The 19,707-nt window shown below is 39.0% G+C and carries 21 protein-coding genes; 6 read left to right on the top strand and 15 right to left on the bottom strand.

The window, feature by feature from the left end:
• Positions 1-185 precede the first annotated feature (185 nt).
• The 3 genes from SJPD1_RS05215 to SJPD1_RS05205 are packed head-to-tail and all read left to right on the top strand — an operon-like array spanning position 186 to position 2,215.
• Complete coding sequence (locus tag SJPD1_RS05215) at positions 186-953, top strand: hypothetical protein (RefSeq protein WP_096046280.1); 768 nt, start codon at positions 186-188, stop codon at positions 951-953.
• Positions 954-959: 6 nt separating this feature from the next.
• Positions 960-1,856, top strand: a complete 897-nt coding sequence (locus SJPD1_RS05210) for a hypothetical protein (RefSeq protein WP_096046279.1) — start codon at positions 960-962, stop codon at positions 1,854-1,856.
• A 2-nt stretch (positions 1,857-1,858) separates the two neighbouring features.
• Positions 1,859-2,215, top strand: coding sequence for a hypothetical protein (locus SJPD1_RS05205; RefSeq protein WP_096046027.1), 357 nt, complete (start codon positions 1,859-1,861; stop codon positions 2,213-2,215).
• A gap of 343 nt (positions 2,216-2,558) precedes the next feature.
• Here SJPD1_RS05205 and SJPD1_RS05195 read toward each other — a convergent pair whose 3' ends face one another.
• Positions 2,559-2,819 (bottom strand): hypothetical protein, encoded by a 261-nt coding sequence (locus SJPD1_RS05195; protein ID WP_096046029.1) that lies wholly within the window; start codon positions 2,817-2,819, stop codon positions 2,559-2,561.
• 182 nt (positions 2,820-3,001) lie between these two features.
• Here SJPD1_RS05195 and SJPD1_RS05190 point away from each other — a divergent pair, with 182 nt between their 5' ends.
• From SJPD1_RS05190 to SJPD1_RS05180, 3 genes are read left to right on the top strand one after another with little or no spacing between them, the layout of a single operon-like run.
• The gene (locus SJPD1_RS05190; RefSeq protein ID WP_096046030.1) at positions 3,002-3,355 is read left to right on the top strand and encodes a hypothetical protein; all 354 of its coding nucleotides are present in this window, start codon (positions 3,002-3,004) and stop codon (positions 3,353-3,355) included.
• Between the two features lie 2 nt (positions 3,356-3,357).
• A complete protein-coding gene (locus tag SJPD1_RS05185) occupies positions 3,358-3,693 on the top strand; it encodes a hypothetical protein (protein WP_096046031.1) in 336 nt (111 codons plus the stop codon).
• The gene (locus tag SJPD1_RS05180; protein WP_096046032.1) at positions 3,693-3,917 is read left to right on the top strand and encodes a hypothetical protein; all 225 of its coding nucleotides are present in this window, start codon (positions 3,693-3,695) and stop codon (positions 3,915-3,917) included. Before SJPD1_RS05185 ends, SJPD1_RS05180 begins: the two co-directional genes overlap by 1 nt.
• Positions 3,918-4,207: 290 nt before the next feature.
• On the opposite strand, the gene SJPD1_RS14925 is transcribed toward SJPD1_RS05180, so the two are convergent.
• The 14 genes from SJPD1_RS14925 to fdhF all read right to left on the bottom strand — a co-directional run bounded on the left by SJPD1_RS14925 (position 4,208) and on the right by fdhF (position 19,574).
• The gene (locus SJPD1_RS14925; RefSeq protein WP_420855357.1) at positions 4,208-6,451 is read right to left on the bottom strand and encodes a molybdopterin oxidoreductase family protein; all 2,244 of its coding nucleotides are present in this window, start codon (positions 6,449-6,451) and stop codon (positions 4,208-4,210) included.
• Positions 6,452-6,599: 148 nt separating this feature from the next.
• Positions 6,600-6,851, bottom strand: a complete 252-nt coding sequence (locus SJPD1_RS05165; RefSeq protein ID WP_096046277.1) for a hypothetical protein — start codon at positions 6,849-6,851, stop codon at positions 6,600-6,602.
• A gap of 48 nt (positions 6,852-6,899) precedes the next feature.
• The gene (locus SJPD1_RS05160) at positions 6,900-7,754 is read right to left on the bottom strand and encodes a formate/nitrite transporter family protein (RefSeq protein ID WP_096046276.1); all 855 of its coding nucleotides are present in this window, start codon (positions 7,752-7,754) and stop codon (positions 6,900-6,902) included.
• An 11-nt stretch (positions 7,755-7,765) separates the two neighbouring features.
• A complete protein-coding gene (locus tag SJPD1_RS05155) occupies positions 7,766-8,224 on the bottom strand; it encodes a hydrogenase maturation protease (RefSeq protein WP_096046275.1) in 459 nt (152 codons plus the stop codon).
• Complete coding sequence (locus SJPD1_RS05150) at positions 8,221-8,568, bottom strand: formate hydrogenlyase maturation HycH family protein (protein ID WP_096046274.1); 348 nt, start codon at positions 8,566-8,568, stop codon at positions 8,221-8,223. Before SJPD1_RS05150 ends, SJPD1_RS05155 begins: the two co-directional genes overlap by 4 nt.
• An 18-nt stretch (positions 8,569-8,586) precedes the next feature.
• Positions 8,587-9,411, bottom strand: coding sequence for an NADH-quinone oxidoreductase subunit B family protein (locus SJPD1_RS05145; protein WP_096046273.1), 825 nt, complete (start codon positions 9,409-9,411; stop codon positions 8,587-8,589).
• A complete protein-coding gene (locus SJPD1_RS05140; RefSeq protein ID WP_096046272.1) occupies positions 9,408-9,947 on the bottom strand; it encodes a formate hydrogenlyase complex iron-sulfur subunit in 540 nt (179 codons plus the stop codon). The genes SJPD1_RS05145 and SJPD1_RS05140 overlap by 4 nt, the downstream gene beginning before the upstream one ends.
• A gap of 6 nt (positions 9,948-9,953) precedes the next feature.
• Positions 9,954-11,696, bottom strand: coding sequence for a hydrogenase large subunit (locus tag SJPD1_RS05135; protein ID WP_096046271.1), 1,743 nt, complete (start codon positions 11,694-11,696; stop codon positions 9,954-9,956).
• Between the two features lie 10 nt (positions 11,697-11,706).
• Positions 11,707-13,191: a hydrogenase 4 subunit F gene (locus tag SJPD1_RS05130; RefSeq protein WP_096046270.1), complete on the bottom strand. Its 1,485-nt coding sequence runs from the start codon at positions 13,189-13,191 to the stop codon at positions 11,707-11,709.
• A gap of 9 nt (positions 13,192-13,200) precedes the next feature.
• Positions 13,201-13,848, bottom strand: coding sequence for a hydrogenase 4 membrane subunit (gene hyfE, locus SJPD1_RS05125; protein ID WP_088437276.1), 648 nt, complete (start codon positions 13,846-13,848; stop codon positions 13,201-13,203).
• Between the two features lies 1 nt (position 13,849).
• A complete protein-coding gene (locus SJPD1_RS05120; protein ID WP_096046269.1) occupies positions 13,850-14,773 on the bottom strand; it encodes a respiratory chain complex I subunit 1 family protein in 924 nt (307 codons plus the stop codon).
• Positions 14,774-14,785: 12 nt separating this feature from the next.
• Positions 14,786-16,747: a proton-conducting transporter transmembrane domain-containing protein gene (locus SJPD1_RS05115; RefSeq protein WP_096046268.1), complete on the bottom strand. Its 1,962-nt coding sequence runs from the start codon at positions 16,745-16,747 to the stop codon at positions 14,786-14,788.
• 13 nt (positions 16,748-16,760) lie between these two features.
• Complete coding sequence (locus tag SJPD1_RS05110; RefSeq protein WP_096046267.1) at positions 16,761-17,333, bottom strand: 4Fe-4S dicluster domain-containing protein; 573 nt, start codon at positions 17,331-17,333, stop codon at positions 16,761-16,763.
• Between the two features lie 3 nt (positions 17,334-17,336).
• Positions 17,337-19,574 carry a formate dehydrogenase subunit alpha gene (fdhF, locus tag SJPD1_RS14915; protein WP_420855356.1) on the bottom strand — a complete coding sequence of 746 codons (2,238 nt, stop codon included), beginning with the start codon at positions 19,572-19,574 and terminating at the stop codon, positions 17,337-17,339.
• Between the last annotated feature and the right edge of the window lie 133 nt (positions 19,575-19,707).

Genomic DNA, 19,707 nt, shown 5'->3' with positions numbered 1-19,707 from the left:
GTAAAGAAGATATCAACCAATTTTCAAAAGATAAATCTTTTAAGTAAATAGCCTTTTTTTAGGCTGTTTACTATTCTTAAATTATCATTAATCTTTTTTTAACATTCGTCTCTCTCGTTCTTTTCTCTCCCCTCTATTGACATTTTAAAAATACTTTTAACATTCTCGAAAAAACGAGGTGTTAAATGTCGGGAACTGTTCAACAAGTTGGGAAAAATTCTGCTGAGGAATTTTTTGAAACAATCATTATGATGGTTGGATACGATGAGTCTAAAAAGATTATTCAAGCATTTACTAAAGATATTGATAATCCGATAATTAAAGAAGCTATTGAAAGCTCTATGAATGTTCTTGTATTTGGTGTTATCATGTATGCTGTTCGTGCTCAGGAAGCTCTTATTGCAAAGATTTTTGAAAAAGTTGAAATTTTAATTCCTCTTCTTTTGCTTAATCCTATAAAAAAAGGTTTGGCAAAATATAGAAATTTAAAAGGTGTTAAACTTTTTCGTAAAATGGGCTTTTTTCAAAGTTCAAATCAAGAGAATTTAATCACTGGTCAGATAATCGTTAATCATCAGGGTTTTAAAGCTAGTGCTCAAACGACTTCACAATTTAATCATAATTCATCTTCTTTTGATACTTTATCTGCTGTGACTGATACCAAAAACTCCCTCTATAATCGTGAAAATCTCCACATGGGCTTAGGTAATAATATGGCATCACGTTACAATGAGACTTTAATGTTTAAGCTTTTCACAAAGTCATTTACTGCTCAGGATACTACTCTCATGAAGAAAATTCTTGGACGTGATACTGCTTCCGTTCTTGATGTAAACGATCTTAATAAAGCAGCCGACTTTATGTATACAAAAGACTCTAACGGCAAATTAACTGGTCTAAGTGAAGAATTTATGAATTTAATTAATGCTCTTGCATATGTTCATAATAAGTAGTTTTTTATGTCATCTTCTACTATTCCATATTATGATTCATATGATTATTTTCAGCCTGCCTATACTGGGGTTAAACCTATTCTTAAAAATGATGTTATTTTTGATAGTTTTTTTTTAGATTCCGATGTTCCTCTCTTTAAAACATCTTTTTATGGTGTTGGTTTTTGTTATCTTCATGGTTTTTTGAATTCACTACCCGCACTTTCTTGTCTTGGTATTTCTCGTTTTCCAAGTGCTGGAAATCCTTTTTTAAAAGATTCTAAACATGGTTTAATGCTTTGTTCTTTTTTTACTAATTATATTAGGGGTTATTTTACTTCTTTTATGGGTGTTAGTTATGAAGAGTCTTATAATTATTTATTGTCTGCTCTTGGTAAATATGTTATTTTTAATCTAAATGCGGAATATCCCTTATTCCGTAATTCAGCTTTAGTTGTTTTTGATACTTTTGAAGATGCTTTTGCTTTTATTGGTAATGACGGTGAAACTGTTATAAAAATAATTTCTGAAGTTTATAAAATAGATGGTTATTATTATTGTAAGGGTGATGAGTGGACGGTTTATGGAGTTTTGCCTCCTGTTGTTTGTTGTTATCCTGATTTCGCTCCAATTGTTAAAATTTTTGGTGGTACTCCATCATCTAATCAGTTGAGTAATATTAAAACTATAGCCTCACTTTTAGGTTGTGATACTTCTGAAAATGGTTTAAGTGGTTGTAAACTTGGATTTCTTTATGTTGAAAGAGTTGTTGCAATGCTTGGTGGTTCTGTTTATTCTGATCTTCCATTAACTTTAAAAGAAGCTTGTCGTGTTCTTGGTGTTGATACTAATGAAAATGGTTTAAAAGATTGTGAATTATCCAAAGAGTATGTAAAAAGAATATCAACAATGTTGGGAGCGTAAAAATGCCAATTTATAGAGTGCAATTAAAACAAGGACGTAGAACGATTACAAATCAAGTTGAAGCTAAAAGTGTAGCCGATTGTCTAGCTTTTTTTAATGAATTAACGACCATGAAAGTGAGTGAGATTTTAAAGATAGAATACTCGGATGATACTCAATCTCCAATAGATGATTTCGGTTACTGGGCTGTATTCAAAGGCATTATTAAAACGAATGCAAATATGAGTCATCAGATCGTGCTTAATAATGTCAAGTTAAATAAAAATGAGGGTGATATAGCTCTTTCATGTCGTAACCATTTAGAGGTAGGTGGTTTTAACATAACAAGCATTGTGACTGGATTGTTCAAAAGGTCTTAGAGATTAGCCTACATGTAGGCTCACGCCTCTCTTTCTCTTTGTCAAACGCAGAATCCAAACTTAACAAAGTTAAAGCTTTAAAAATAAAGCTCCCGCCACCCGCTAGGGTATAAGGGGCATTAACCAAGAATGGGACTATGTCCCACTTTTGGTTAATGATAGCCCCGACCAAAAAGTGCGCTTTGCGCCAAAACACACGTCTAAACTGAGTGGCAGATTCGAACGCCAAACACTCTCAAAAATACATAAAATTTCACAAACTCCACCTTAAAAGCCCGCTCTTTGCTTTTATATCTCAACAATCGTTAAGTGACTAAGCGGTGGAGCGTGAGCTCCCTCTCTTTTACATTGCTGTATCTGTAAATGTATAATTTTCTAAAGCTTTTACTAGGTCGGCTTTATTTTTTGTGATAGCTATTGCATAATCTAGGTTTGTTTTTCTGTGTGCCGTTATATTGCTTTTACAATAAACGTAGCTCCCTGATTGATAAGCTATTTTTCCACATGTAAGACATCGTAACTCACTTAATGTTGTACTCGTGACATTTTTTAATCCAAAACTACTTTTTAAAAACGTTTGACAATCTGTTGCAGATACTGCCATTTTTCCCCCTTTTTTTATCTTAAATATGATTTGAATGATAATTTTAAAAATGAAATGTCAATATGACTTATCTCTAAGTCTCTTCTTTTCGTTGTTTTGAAACACCTATATTGACATTTCAAAAAAACTTTTAAACTTCTTCCCATGTTTTGCAAAACAAAATCAAACGCAAAGGTAAACCAATGATCAAACAAAAAATTGCCGGTAGAAACGTCAATACTGTTTCGGCTTCAGGTAGTGTGGCGGATATGACAACTTTAGGCGCAATCTTAGAGGGTGAATTATCTTTTTATGAGCAAAAATTTGAGGGTGGCACAACTGCTAATCCTGCGGTTCTCAACGCTAAAAAGTTTAGTGTAGGCAAAAAATATCTTAGCGGTCAAAGACAAAGTGCTAGCGTGTCTATTCCTCACGTTAAAGCTACAAAATCTTTCGCTGAAATTCAAACGGCTGTGATCGGTCAATTTGATGAGAGCTTTAAGTCTTCAACAAAATGTGACTATTCAAACTTATTCTATGACAAGAAAGAGGCATAACAATGGGACAAACATTAATTAAAAATAAACTTGGTGCAAAAACAAGTTCGTTTAATCTTCCATGCGATGATACGGTTGCAAGTGCTTTTTGTGCTTCTTTTCTTGAAGGCGAATATGTTGGATATGCTTTAAATTCCACAACTGGTACGGATACACCATCACCTTACAATCTTGTAAATGTTGTGATCTCAAACACTCTGGGGTTAAAAACGTATCTTTCAATGGCTGTTAAATCAAACAAAAGTGAAGATGAAATTTATACCGCTCTTACTGGTTTGACATTTAACGGTGTCAAAGCGGATAATATCTCAATCATCAGCATGAGAAGCGTAGCGTAATGACTTTTCAAGAGTGGTTGTCTTTTGGTTTGGCTGTTGGTTGTCAGCTTGTCGTAGTTGTTACAGTTATCGCAACTCTTAAAGAACGAGTAAAACGTTTAGAGTTGGATGTCGTTAACCTATGGGAAAAACAAAACGAAGCAAAAGAAAAGCACGAAATGATCGTTAGAATTGATGCTAAGCTCGATATGCTTATCACTCAATTCGCTCAAAAACAAGGTTAGAGGCTTAAAAGCCTCTTTCCTCTTAAAACTTCAAAAAAATCAAAATCTTTCAAAAAAACACCCTTTACCCCTTGACATTCATCATATAATCTTTATTATTTTTATTATTTAACATAATTTTAAGAATCTGATTTTGAAGTATGTTAACGCAACAAAGCTTATAAAAAAATTGACGTGAAAATCGTCTCTTTTTCCCCTTGAATTTAAATTTGATTTTTTGCAAGAGATCATCTAATACACTATCACACTCAACATGTGAGATACAGACTGTATCTCACATTGTTAAAGGCTTAATGATGATGCGCGTCGTAATAGATAATTTTTTGAGAATAAAACTTCTCTCTTTTTTCCATCAGCGTCGCAAAATACTCCTCTGACGTGATCTTTTTCATCTTCACCGCCGCTTTGTAGGTTGGCGTTAACGAGATAGGATCGACACCATTACTGGTGAGCTCATTGGAGTGTCCCTCCCAATAGTGAAATGCCATCTGCATCACATTTTTAGGCACAACTTCGGTGACTTCAACTTTAATGGCAATCGAACCATACCTGCTTTCAATCGCTACAAAATCACCCTCTTCCACGTCATACTCTGCCGCAGTTATTGGATTGATCTCAGCCGCAGGGCCGTGAAGATCAGCTCCACACTCAAGTGCAGGAGATTTTCGTGTCATGGTACCGACCGTATACTGGTACACTTTTCGAGTCGTTAAAAGCTCGATTGGATACTCTTTATCGGCTTTTTCATCCACGGAACCTGCCATATGCGGATAGCCCTCAGGAAGTTTTAACCTCTCAGCCAACGCTTTTTGCGCCGCTGGTATTTTGCTTTTATCATCCACAAACACAACCGGTGCAAAACGTGCTTTTTGATCCGGTGTATAGAATTTTTTATCCATATACATCGAAGGCGTACCAGGGTGAACCAATGTTGGACACGGCCAATGCAAACCATGCTCTTTTTCTAAACGATCATAACTCATACCACCATAGCGTGCAGGATCGGCAACTCTGACCTCTTCCCAAATCTCTTCAGGATTTTTATAATCAAAGCCTTTAGCACCCAGACGTTTTGCAATTTCACAAATAATCTGCCAATCTTGTTTCACATTACCCACCGCATCAACGGCTTTATGGTTACGTTGAACACGACGTTCTGCATTGGCATAACAACCATCTTTTTCTGGACCACATACCGCAGGAAGCACCACGTCTGCTTTGAGTGCGGTTTCGGTTAAAAAGATATCTTGAACGACATAAAAATCAAGATGCGCTAACCCTTTTAAGAAGTGATTGGTGTTAGGCTCTGAAATTACTGGGTTTTCACCAATGGTATAGAACACTTTCACTTCGCCACTCATAATCGCATCGGGCACTTGTGTTTTATGCACGCCAATTTTATCATCCAGTTTACACTCCCACATTTTTTCAAAAAATGCGCGTGCTTCTGGATCTGTCACAGGTTTTAGGTTCGGGAAAATGTTGGGAAGTACAGCCATATCGCAGGCACCTTGAACATTTTGTTGTCCACGAAGCGGATAATCCCCAGAACCAAGTTCTCCAATATTACCGGTACATAAAAATAAATTCGATACATCAAAGACATTGCCAACACCATGATTAAAGTGAGTGACACCCATACCATGGGTAAGTGCGGCTGGTTTGATCGTCGCATACAAATGCGCCGCTTTTTCAATTAACGCTTGAGGTACGCCTGTCATGTGAGAGACAAACTCAGGACTATACTCTTTGACGGTCTCTTTAACGTAATCAAATCCCGTAGTATATTTTTCAATAAACTCATTGTCACATAAGTCATTGGCAATGATGTAATGAAGCATAGCATTGATAATTGGAATGTTATGTTCAGGTGGTAATTGGATATGAACATCCGCTTTTTGTGCCATTTCAGTTAATATTGGATCAATCACGATCAGTTTAGCACCACGATCTAATGCTCTTTGAATATGCATCGCCGCAATCGGATGACCATTCTCTGGATTTGAGCCTATCATTAAGATACAATTACTGTATAAACCAATTTCTGTAAAGCTGTTGGTTGCTGCACCGTTACCTATTGTTTTAGCCAAACCGGCTACTGTAGGTGCATGTCAAACGCGAGCACAGTGGTCTACGTTATTGTTTCCTATGGCAACTCTCATCAATTTTTGTGAGACATAATTTTCTTCCAATGTACAACGTGCTGAGAAGTTACCTGCGATAGAACGCTTGCCATATTTTTCAATGGATTCTTTAAATTTGGAAACAACCAAATCAAGTGCCTCATCCCATGAAGCCTCTACAAATTCTCCATCTCTGGAAAATTGTCCATCTTTTTTGCGAATCAATGGGTTTTTCAACCGATCGTTCGCTCCAACATAATCCCAACCATAAAGTCCTTTAAGACACAACTGTGAGTCATTAACAGGATGGTCTTTGGTACCATTTGCACTCATGATCTTATTGTTTTCTACATGTAAATCAACATTACATCCAGTTCCACAATAAGGACATATAACACGTGATGTACTCATTTTTTTCCTTTCATTCATTTAATTTTTTGACTTATTTGTTCAGGTTTCATTACATCCACTCCTCCTCTTGCAAATATGCAAAATTGGCATATTTGCTATCAAAAGTTAGTGCACTTTCTCCTATTAAAAGATCTTTACATGTAAAGATTTAAAAGCATGAATTGAGTGCATATTTTTTATTCCATAGCTCTATTTTTTGACGTTTATTTTTATCAACACTGTAGTGATAAAACTTATCGTACGAACCTCTATCTGTAGTCTGCGTAGAGTAACTTTTAATGCCATCTTCCTTAGCCATTGGATACATGGCTAAAAGGGAGATAAAAAGAGTCTCACGCATCACATGAGAGTGAACCCTTTGATTTCTTTTGACATTAAGTTCTTGCTCAAACATTGTCATTTCTCGCTTTTATATTTTTGTAAAAGCCCTCAAAAGAGGGCTTTTGCATTAATGATTCATATCTGGTTTATGCGACATGAATCCAATTAATCCAACAAAGAAAAGACCACCACAGATATTGCCCAAGGTAACTGGAAGTAAATTTTTAACAAAAAAGTTTGTTATATTCAGCGCTTCAAGATTAGCAATGGAGGTATGCGTCAAATGAGAAAGTGCTTCCATATCACCCCCTACCGCGAGAAGATAATGTGCTTTTGCAAAAAGAGCTTCGGAAACAATAAACATGTTGGCAACGCAGTGCTCATATCCAGAAGCAACAAAGGCGCCGACAATAAAACAGATAGCAAGGATTTTACCGGCAGTATCTTCAGCAGCAGTAGAAGCCCAAATAGCCATACACACAAAAACATTACAAAAAATACCTCGGATAAAGGCTGCTTCAAAACTAAGTGTCATTTTTCCAGCCCCGAGTGCAACAAAGTGCTTTAAAATCTCACCATCATAATTGAGAGGTAAACGAGATTCATAGTACATATAAGCCGTCAAAAGCGCACCAACAAAGTTAAAAACCCAAACCCAAACCCAATAAGCGGCCATTTTACCAATCGGTAATTTGCGATCGTAGGTTGAAACACCTGACATGACAGAACTTGTGAAAAGATGCCCTCCAAAGAAGACAACCATCATCAAACCAACGGAGAAGGCAATACCACCAATAAAATTGGCGATACCAGGTCCCGCTGCTTTGGCAACACCGACGGTTGAATGTGCCCAAAAAACGTCACCTAAGGCAATTGAACTTCCCGCCATGATCGATAAAAAAGTAACACTGATTAAAGGCATTAATGCTTTATGTCTAAGTCCTCCTGATAAGGACTGTGCTGTTTCTGCTGGTGATAACATACTAAACTCCTTTAGCTAATCATTTGTTCATCGAAAATTGCATCTATTTCAAGCATTTTGATTAAAGCTCTTCGAGCGGTTGCTTGTGCCTCTTCTGAAAGTGAAGGGTTTATTTCGAGTACCTTTTCAATATCTACATTGAGTCCTAAAAAAAGGACAACACCACAAAAGCCCCTTAAATAACTTAAAAGTATAGGCATCGGTAAATTGTGCGTTGAGTACATGTAATCGCGATCATCGCTAATATCAATGACCTCAACACTCCCTACGTTTATACCTGTCATTGCATCTGCAACCACGATAACATCGGGAGAAAATGCTCGCAAGGCATGAAATTGACTCTCAGGAGTGTCATCTCCATAAAAGACGTTCCACCCTATTTTTTCTTTTTCGACAAGATGTCCTAGATATGTTGTGACACCATCATCTCCGCGTAACGTGTTTCCAATGGTTAAAAGTGCTTTCTTCATAAACTTTTCCTTAAAATGACATACCCTTCATGCAGTGTTCCAAAAAGCTCTTTTAAAAAGCACTCTGGCATTTCATGATGTAGTTTCTGTGCATGTTCGGGAAAAACTTCTATTTCAAAATATTGACTCAAATTTCCTAACTTGAATTGGGCATACTCTCCACACTCCTTCAACATTTGATCATATTCATCTTCTTCAATCGTTTCAATCGTTTCCACAAAATCAACCGTTCCAATTCCATGCCCGATACTGAGGGAAAAGATTTTGACCTGTTCTAACTCTCTAGGCATATTTTGAGAAGTAGCATCGGTATGTCTTCTGGTTAATCTGCATACATTAATCATCTTATTTCCTTCATCTCTCTAATTGTTTTTTAAATCCATACGATCACCATCATCAATGGCTTGAAACTTTCGCATGTGAGAAAGGTAAATTTTATTATGAATCGTTTGCATACACTCTTGATACCTTTTGTCTTCTTCTTCACGCGTCAAACGTTCCATTGCTATACGTGTTTTGACGGTATCTTTAATGTCTGGAGACTCTTTGAGTGCTGCGATGTATTTGTCGTATAGTTTGCGTCCAAAAAGATAACCCATCAACAGTTTTGCTTCCGCTAAGACATCACGTTCAAATAAAACATCACCCAAGAGAGACTCTTGGATTACAGGTGATTGATTGGAACCATTTGCATGAATTTTGTATGATAATTTTTGATCCAAAATTCCCAAAGCCGTTGCCAAACCATGAATAATGGTTGCGGGGTGTGGCGGGCATCCAGGGATATACACATCCACAGGAATCACTTTATCAATACCACCCCAAACACTGTACGCATCATGGAAAATACCACCACTGCTACCACATGCACCAATAGCAACCACTACTTTAGGATCAGGTGTCGCTTCATACGCACGTAAAAGTGGATAGTACATCTGACGTGTTAAAGGCCCAGTACACACTAAAATATCCGCATGCCTTGGACTTGGCACTAACTTAAAGCCGAAACGTTCAGGATCCCACATTGGGGTAATCGCCGCAAAAATTTCGATCTCACACCCATTGCATGAGCCACAATCCACTCTGTAAACACTAAAGCTTCCTTTGATATTTTTAAGGTGCTCTAATTTTGCTTCTACGGAATTAGCTATTGCTATTTCATCGGGCACAATATATGTTTTACTCATTTTTGAGCCTTTCCAAACGATCTATTAGTCTGTTCAACCACAATGTTCTTTTTACACTCTTGACACGTACGAATGTAATGCGTTTTTGCATCAAGTGTCTCTTCACTCCACCCTACTCTTTTGAGGCGTTCAAGATCATAAGCAATCAGTTTTTTAGTCGTAAATGGCTTGTGGCAAACCTCACAATGCTGCAACTCAAGCTCACCTCTCTCCTTCAAGTCTTCTTTGTTAAACTTGACTGCCATTTCAAACTCTTTGGAGAGCATGACGGCATTGGTAGGACATACTTCGTCACAACGCCCACAAAAAATGCACCTCGCACAGTCAAACTCCCAAACCAATTTGTCTTTCTTTGCATTGAGTTTGACATTGATCGCATTGGAAGGACAAGCGACTGCACACGCAGTACAGCCAATACATTTTTCATAATCATACGAAGGCTTCCCACGGAATCCTTCTGGAACTTCATAGGGTTCCAAGGGATAACCATAGGTTGCATTACCGTATTTTCGTGTCATATCTAATAGTTTCATCACATACTCCTACATATTTTTTAAAGGAGAATTTTTCAAGGTTTGAGAATAACGTTTCAAATCTTGATGGGTGAGCACTTTTGACTTATTGCTTTTAACATCCACAACTGTTACACGCTCTGTGCAGGAGTAACATGGATCTAAAGAACAGACAATTAAAGCCGCATCGGCAATGGTATTGCCCCTAAATTGATAACGAAGGGATGGCCAGTTATTGTACGTTGCCGCACGACATCTCCAGCGGTACACTTTTTGAGCATTGCCGTGCATAATCCAGTGCATATTCTCACCTCTGGGCGCTTCGTCATTACCAAGCGCATAAGCCCCTGGTTTGATCATGGTTTGTGGAGAGATGATCGTCTGACCACCTGGCATCATTTCAAAACATTGGCGAATAATAGAGATAGACTCTAACAGTTCTCGATAACGAACCATTTCACGAGAAAATACATCACAACCATGCTCAACAGCCACATTAAATTCAATTTTGTCGAAGAAATCATACGGATGGTCATAACGAGAATCGCGTTTAAATCCACTACCACGAACATTCGGACCAACAGGAGAAAAGTCACGTGCAACTTTTGGATCTAAGATACCGACACCTTTCCAACGACCCACTTGAGCGCTATCATCCATAACCGCTTCCCAAACCTCTTTGAGTTGCTTCTCGATGATTTTTAAGAGGTCTAAACTCTTCTTGATCTCCACGCCACTCATATCACGACGAAGTCCTCCCATGACAACATTGCCATAGGTTTTACGACCACCTGTGACAAATTGTGCGAGCTCCATCGAAAACTCACGAATTCTAAAGATGTGCATAAACGCATTGACATTACCTGTCACTTCACACGCAAGACCAATGTTCAAAAGATGTGAGTGCAATCTCTCAATTTCCAAACAGATGACACGCATCGCTTGAGCACGAAGGGGAATCTCTAAACCAATCGCACGTTCCGCCGCTTCAATACATGAAATGGCATGGGCATACCCACAAATACCACAGACACGCTCTGCCAAATAACCCATTTGATCGTAGTTCATTCTATTTTCTGCTAACTTTTCCATACCACGGTGTTGATAAAAAAGTCTAAAGTCCGCATCAATAATCGTATCGCCATCGCAGTACAATCTAAAATGCCCCGGTTCATCGCTGGTGATATGCAAGGGTCCCAAAGGAACATCTACAACACCCCCTGAGCCTTTTGGGTGCATAAACTCATAATCGGGTTCATCTTGATGAGCCACAGGATCAGGTCGGTACCTATAATCCATTGCATCTTTGCGCAAAGGATGAAGATTAGCTGGCCAATCATCTGCAAGGACTAAACGTCTTGGATCGGGTAATCCAATGGCACGAAGACCAAAAAGATCGAATGCTTCACGCTCATACCACACCGCTGCTGGAACTTTACATGTAACGGAGGGGAAGGTAGGATCTGCCGCTGGAACAAGGGCTCTTACGGTAATCCAACATTTTTCATCTTGGGCAACTTCATCCTCCGCAGTCATCTTTCCACCTTCCATGGAAAGAACATAATAGAGAGCAAAATTACCATTGAGTTGTCGCTCGTCATTTGGGATCATGGTTGAAAGCCAACCACCCATATCGTAATAGAGCATCCTGACCGCTTCAGGAAGATCATTGCGATCCACGGTAATGGTAATTTGATCTTCAGGTTGCCTTTCAACACTTTGAATCGTTATTTTTTGTTTCACTTGATTAATAAAAATTTCACCTTTAAGCATCGTGTTCTCCTTATGCCGCAACGATAATTTTGACTGCGCTGTTAAGCAATGTGACCCATCCCTCAACAGAGAATACGCCAAATATAATGATCAGTGCCGCAAGACCAATTAGTGGTAAATTCGCACTCCAAGCAACTTCTCGAGAGAGAATTTTTGATTGGCTTTCACCAAATGTTGCCAAAAAGAAATGCGAAAAGTCTGCGATAAAGATAATGATCAAACCGATGATAAATAAAATGACAGGGATGTAAAGTGCCGTATTAAAGGACTCTTGCACCATCCAAAATTCGCTCACGAAAATCGCAAAACCGGGTACACCGACCAAGGAACAGATAGAAATACCAAATAAAATAGCCGTAATAGGCGCGATTTTAATGAGTCCACCCATTTTGGTCATATCACGGGTTCCATAAATTTGAACCATATTACCGGTGATACAAAAAGCGAGTGCTTTGGTGACAGAGTGTGCTAAAGCATGAAAGAGTGCGGCAAAAAGACCGACAAATCCACCAACACCTAAACCAAACGCAATGACCCCCATGTGGGCAATGGAGTGATACGCAAACATACGTTTAACGTCGTGTTGACGCATCAAGAAGAGTGCCGCGATAAAGATGGTCAAAAGACCACTGATAAGCATTACCGTCTGTACATACTCAAAACCGACCATTGAATTTCCCACAATAGCGTAGTAACGAATAAGCCCTAAGATCGCGCATTTAAGCAAAATACCAGAAAGCATCGCAGACGCAGGTGCTGGACCTTCAGAGTGAACGTCTGGTAACCATGTATGTGTAGGTGCAAGTCCCGCTTTGGTTCCAAAACCAATGAGTGCAAAGACAAAAATGAGTTTTAAAATGTCTGGATTGATCTCTTTCGCATGTGCCATCAAGGTACTCCAAAGCATCATGCTATGACTGTCTTTAATAACGGCAAACCCTGCACTGTAAAGTAAAACCGTTGCGTAAAGTGCAAACGCTAAACCAATACTACATATAACAATGTACTTCCAGCCACTTTCCGTTGATTTTCTGCCTTTATGCAAGGCAACCATAAAAACGGATGACAACGTTGTCGCTTCAATCGCAACCCACATCAATACTATGTTGTTCGCAAGGACTGAAAACGTCATCGTAAAGACAAAAAGATGCGAAAGCGCAAAAAAGAGTTTGGCATCTTTGGCAGTGATTTCGCCTTTTTCAACTTCCCATTGCATGTATTTGACAGAATATAAATTGACCAATAAGCCTGTCACACCAATGAGAGACAAAAAGACGCCACCCAGAGCATCAATAAACAGCATGTCGTGAAAAGCAAAAAATATTTTGCCATTCATCACTTTCATAACTGCGCTTAAAGCAAGCGCTGAACTCGCCATTGAAGCGATTACATGTAAAGTGCTGAGAAGCTTAAATTGAGTCGGCGCAAACCAGATTATAAGCGATGCCAAGACAGGTACCGCTAAAAGTAATGTAAAGAGTTGTTGCATGTCCATGTTTCTTCCCTAACCTTTCAATTCAGTGGCTTTAGAAACGTCTAAAGAACCAAAATAATGATGAAATCTTTGAGCGAGCACTGACATGATAATGACGGCAAAGATAGCATCTGTTAAGATTCCAAGCTCCGCAATTTCAGGTGAGTTGTACGCCATTAACGCTAAAGAGAGATGAATGCCATTTTCAAACATGCAATACGCCAAAATCTGTTTAATGACGGAATTTCGCAAAATGAAACCAAAAATGCCAATCATAAAAATCGTAATGGAGGCAATGAGTGGAATGCTCTCATGAATCAAAGAAAATTTCATGTAGATAGGGTAAACCGACATTGCAATCGCTAGTGAAAAACTGATGGCAATAATAGGGCTTACAAAGAAGCCGCCCACGGGTTCATCTTCACTGACCACACCCAATTTTTTAACCAATCGAAGCAAAATAAAAGGGATAAACAGCACTTTGGTAAAAAGTGCAATAAATGCCCATGTACACAATTGCTCCGCCAAATGGGTTGTGGATAAAAGCAGAAAAATAGAGACTAAGAGTGCCGTTTGCAATCCATACGTCAAAATCGCCGCTTTATAATTTCTGAGTCCAAAAACAATCAATGATGTTAAAATCATTGCGATGGATAAAAGACTTAATAGGTCAATCATATTATGCTCCTACAACATACAAGACAAGCGCTACAAACGATACACCAAGCGCTGCTATTGCATTTGATCTAAAGCTTGTAAGAAGCTTGTGTCGTGGTCCAAAGTTGTCGATAAAAACTGCAGCGACATAAAAAATACCTGCTTTTAGGACAAAGACGATCAATGCTAAAAATGGATTTTCAAAACTCCATGGTTCAAAAATAGTTAAGAACATACCAATCATGGCAAACTGTTTTAGAATCAAACCAGCATGTGCAATGCTAAAATCAGCACCGCAATACTCACTTAAGACGCCTTCTTGAAGCTCTTGTTCGGCTTCTGCTAAGTCATAAGGATTTCTGCCACTCTCAACATACATTGCCCATAAGAAAGAGATGGAAGCAACGGCAAATGCTGGAATTTGGTATCCAATGACACCACTTCTCACCATCTCCTGAATCTCACCCAAATTACTCGTATGCGCTAGTAGCATCACGACCAAAAGGCTTGTCATCATAACCGGTTCTACAAATACGGCAAGCATCTGCTCACGACTACCGCCCACACCTGCATAAGGATTACCTGAGTCAATGGATGCTGCACCAAAGATAAAACGCAACATCGCTGCAATGTAAAGTACGACAAACACATCCGAACATGAAGCGGCTAACGTATGAGAACCATAGCTAATAGGCATGACCGCTAAAAGAGCAGCTCCTGCTCCAAATAATGTGTAAGGTCCATAACGAAATACCCAGTGTGAACAGTGTGGAACGGTACGACTTCGTTTAAAATATTTGATAATATCTCGATAGGTTTGGAAAAAATCTGGCGCACCACGGCGTGATTGTAATCTCGCCCTTAACACTCTTGCGACACCATCAAAAAATGGTGCAACAAGGATAATAACGACGACTTGTAAAATCATAAAAAATAGACTACTCATGGGTTCACCTTTCTATATGAGATGGCTTATGGCCAAGAAAAGACATAAACCTCCCAAAATATAAGCAGCATAAGCACCTGTGCTACCATTTTGCATGACTGCGATTTTTTCAACTGCATATGTCACAGCATTGATAACAGGTTGATAAAAAATATTCCACCAAATATCTTTAGGATGATCGGTATAGATAACGGGTTTAAAGTAACCCTGATCTTCAACGGTTGGCTTACTTTGAAATAACCACTCCATCAAACGTCTAAGATCCCCCGTAAATGGTCCTGCCGTAATTTGCATACGATTACTGTATTTGAAACCACATGCCCACGGATCTGTTTCGCGAGGCTTCGTTCTATTGGCTTTCATGATGACAATAATTAAGAATGGTAAGGACATTGCACCTGAGATGATCATCGCAATGAGAGGAAGAGAGATGGTTGATCCAATCGGAGAAGCGATGTATCCACCCGCTGGTGCTGCTTGATACGCACCACTAAAAGAGGTAACCACTGTCATAATCGTATCGGTCACAATGTTCGCACCAATACCAAAGGCAAAACAGCCAAGAACAAGGAACATCATTCCTAGAACCATACTGATAGGTGCTTCTTTGGCTTGATCAAAAATATCTTTATGACGTGGAGTTCCTGCAAAAATAACCGCATAGAGTTTTAAGTGGATGACAACCAAAACACCGGTCAAAGCGAGCGCTACAACAGAAAATGTAAAGATAAATCGAGGAAGAATTCCTTCTCCAAGCGCACCTTGCATCATTCCTTGGTACGTAAACCATTCACTCACAAAACCATTTAATGGCGGCAAGGCGGCAATACCCATAACACCAATAAACATCGCAAAAGCAGTGTATGGCATTTTTTTAGCCAAACCACCAAGTGCTTCAATTTCTCTGGTGTGTGTTGCATGTAAAACACTACCGGCACCCAAAAAGAGTAACCCTTTAAAGATGGCATGGTTGACGGTATGGTAAAGCCCCGCCAAAAAACCTACAGTGGCTAACGTAGGTGAATTGATGGCAACACCATAAACACCGGTTCCAAGACCTAATAAAATAATGCCAATATTTTCAACAGAGTGATACGCCAAAAGCGCTTTATAATCGTGTTGAATGAGTGCGTATAAAACACCCAAGAGGGATGAAAGTGCCCCAATGATAATAATCAAAAGCCCCCACCATGGCATCACAGGAAGCCAGAGGCAGAACTTGATAATTCCAAAAAGTGCCACTTTAATCATAACACCACTCATCAAAGCGGATACATTCGTAGGTGCCGCAGGGTGAGCCTTTGGAAGCCAAACATGAAAAGGAAACATACCCGCTTTTGAGCCAAATCCAATGAATGCAAGCAAAAACGTAATGCTTGCAAGCCATGGTGACATTTGGATTGAGGCAAAAGAGCTAAACTCAAGGGAACCTGATTGATGTGCTAAAAGGAGGAAAGCAGATAAAATACACATACCACCAAGGTGTGCGATTCCTAAATAGACCATAATCGCTTTCATCGAAGATTTTGAGTCATTAAAGCAAATCAAGAATGCTGAGATAATTGTCATTAATTCCCAACAAATCATGAACCAAAAGACATCGGATGCAGAAACAACCATCAGCATACTCAGTACAAATAGGTTGAATAATGAGGCCATAACCCCCAGACTTCCTTTATTCGCATACCCCTGCGAATACTGAATCGCATACATGGATGATGCAAATGCGATCAGTGTTATGACAAAAGAAAAAAAGTTACCAACAGGATCAATCGAAAAGGTTGGATTATACAACAGTGCTATATTGGTTGTGAACTGCGCTTTTTCGCCAATATGCATAAAAAAATAATACGCACCGTATCCAGAGGCAATGGTAGAGATACCAAAGCCTATTTTAGATGCAATAGCATTAAATTTATACAGTAAAAGGGAAACAACGCTTCCTAGTACGTATAAGAGATATACATCTGTCATCACATATCCTTCATTAAGTATATTTAATCATATGCTGAACGAATGCTTCAACACTACCATTTGCTTTTTCACTAATAACTTTATTTTCAAAGCTTCTAGCGTCAATAAACATTAATGCACCTGTTGGGCAAACTTCAACACACGAAGGACCTTCTGCTCTACCATTACATAAGTCACACTTAATGGCAATACTTTTAGCCCCTATTTCTGACTCCAAGCCTAAATTGTATTTTGGCTCCATCGTGTAATTAATAGAAGGCATAATCTCAGCCCCCGCACGAATAGCGCCAAAAGGACAGGCAAGTGTGCACATCTTACAGCCGATACAAATTTCTTCATGCAGTTCGATGCTGTTTTCCCCAAAACGTAATGCACCAACAGGACAAACGTTTGCACAAGGGGCATCGTCGCATTGTCGGCATTGATTTGGCATCGTACCACTAAGGGTTCGTGTCACAATCAAGCGAGGAACCGCCAACTTTCCACGCTTATAGGACGACTCATAACACGCAGCCATACATGTTGCACATCCTATACACACTTTAGGATTGGCAATAACAAATTTATTGACTCTTAACTCATTCATGATTTATCTCCTTACCGTACGATACTGCTCGGACGGATGCATATTCATATCTGTCTGATTACGAACTATTAAATACTCTTCTTCAGAAATTTTTCGAATTGCCGCTATTGTCATTTTGAGAGGGTTCATGCCAGAGAGCGGGTCTTTATCTTCAGCATTTGCGAGTTCATTCCCATCGGCTTCAGCATAATGGAATGTCGTAAAAATCGTGCCATGACGAAGATCTCGATTGATTTTTACTTTTGCGGCAATCTTTCCACGTTTATTTTCAACAACGGCATAACAATCTTCTTGCAAATCTCTCGCCTCTGCAATATCTAAACTCACTTCTATTGCAGCACCCATAAAATCAGCGCCCATTTCCAATGGTTTACATTCCCTCGTCATCGTACCCGTATGATAGTGATATACTTTACGACCGGTCGTAAAGAGGCATGGATAAAGCTCATTCACTTTTTCACTGAGTGCCCCAGAGCCTACGGGATAGTCACTTGGAATATTAAGTTTTGCAATAAGTTCATTTTCAAGCTCAGCCCGTTTGGTTTTATCATCGGTATAGATAACAGGTGTTAATCTAAATTTGCCATCTGGCAACATTGATTTTTTATCTTCATACAAAACAGGTGTTCCTGGATGGGTCTCGTCAGGGCAAGGCCAGCTAATACCATTCTCTTTTTTGAGGCGAGGATACGTAGCACCACCAAAGAAGTGTGGATTCAGTGCTTGAACCTCTTCCCATAGCTCTTCTGGTTTATAAAAATCAAACCCTTCTAAGCCCATTCTTTGTGCGATATGACAGATGACTTTCCAATCAGGTTCAATGCCAAGACTTGGTTCAATAGCTTTTGCCACCATCTGAATGCGACGAGAAGTATTGATGAACGTTCCCTCTTTTTCACCCCAAGTAGCAGCAGGCAAGACAACATCTGCTTTTTGTGCGGTTTCAGTAAGAAATATATCTTGAACCACCATCGTTTCAAGATGCGCAACCGCTTCAACAAAATGCTCTGTCCAAGGATCACTCATAACAGGATTTTCGCCAAAGACATAAAGGAATTTAATGTCACCCTCTTCTATTTTATGGGGTACTTCGGTCAGTTTATAGCCGATATTTGGGCTGATGTCATATCCCCAAATGTCTTTTACATGTAAACGTACTGCTTCACTGCTCACCACACCATTAGGTACCCAGTTTGGAAGGGCTCCCATATCACAGGCACCTTGTACATTGTTTTGTCCACGAAGGGGATTGACACCTGCACCTTTTTTACCCAAGTTTCCTGTGAGTATGGCAAGATTGGAGAGGGAGAAAATGTTGGAAGTTCCATCAATAAATTGTGTCATACCCATGGTATAACAAATAGCAGCTGCACCCGCACGAGCGTACATTTCAGCCGCTTCTATCACAAGACTTGCCGCGATACCCGTCTCTTGTTCAACACGTTCAGGGGTAAAATCTTTCACTGCATATTTGACATAATCAAAGCCAACAGCGTAATTTTCAACAAATTCTCTATCAAACAGATTATTTTCAATAATATGATGAATCATCGCATTAAGAAGTGGAATATTATATCCAACAGGTATTTGAAGGAATATGTCCGCTTTTTTGGCCATATCCGTCTCTTTTGGATCAATGACAATCATCTTAGCTCCACGCTCTAATCCTCGCAACATTTGCATAGCGATAATTGGGTGGCATTCGCTGGTATTGGTTCCGATTAAAAAAAGTACGTCTGTATCGGTAGCAAACTCTGCAAGATCGTTTGTCATGGTGCCATTGCCTAATGTTTTAGTCAAACCGACTACTGTAGGGCCATGTCAAAGACGAGCGCAGTGATCTATATTATTGGTTCCTAGTACTCTAAAGAGTTTTTGAAAAGCGTAATTGTCCTCATTCGTGCATCTCGCAGAAGAAAATCCCATGATGCTATTGGCGCCATATTCTTCAACAGAAGCTTTCATGCGAGAAGCCACAAAATCGTATGCCTCTTCAAAGCTTACTTCAACCAACTCACCTTGTTTTGAAAAAACACCCTCTTTTTTTCGTATGAGTGGTTTGGTGAGTCTCCTTGGAGAATGGACATATTCCCAACCATAAAGTCCTTTCAAGCACAATTCACCATCATTCACATGATGATGTTTTGTGGGCTCTGCCTTGACGATTTTATTGTTTTCAACTAATAAATCTATATTACAGCCAGTGCCACAATATGGACATGTCGTCTGAAACTTTTTCATATCAATCCTTTCCTAAAATATACACTTTCAAATTCAAAGACATACCTATATTTTCATATTATAAATTTAATATTAAAAAATATATTTACTTTTAAATTTTATGGAAAAATAGTAGCACAACTCAAAAATAAAT

This window comes from Sulfurospirillum diekertiae (genome assembly GCF_002309535.1).
GTDB classification, from domain to species: domain Bacteria; phylum Campylobacterota; class Campylobacteria; order Campylobacterales; family Sulfurospirillaceae; genus Sulfurospirillum; species Sulfurospirillum diekertiae.
Note: the sequence above shows the minus strand (reverse complement) of the source record. Positions and strands in the feature narration are given on the sequence as shown.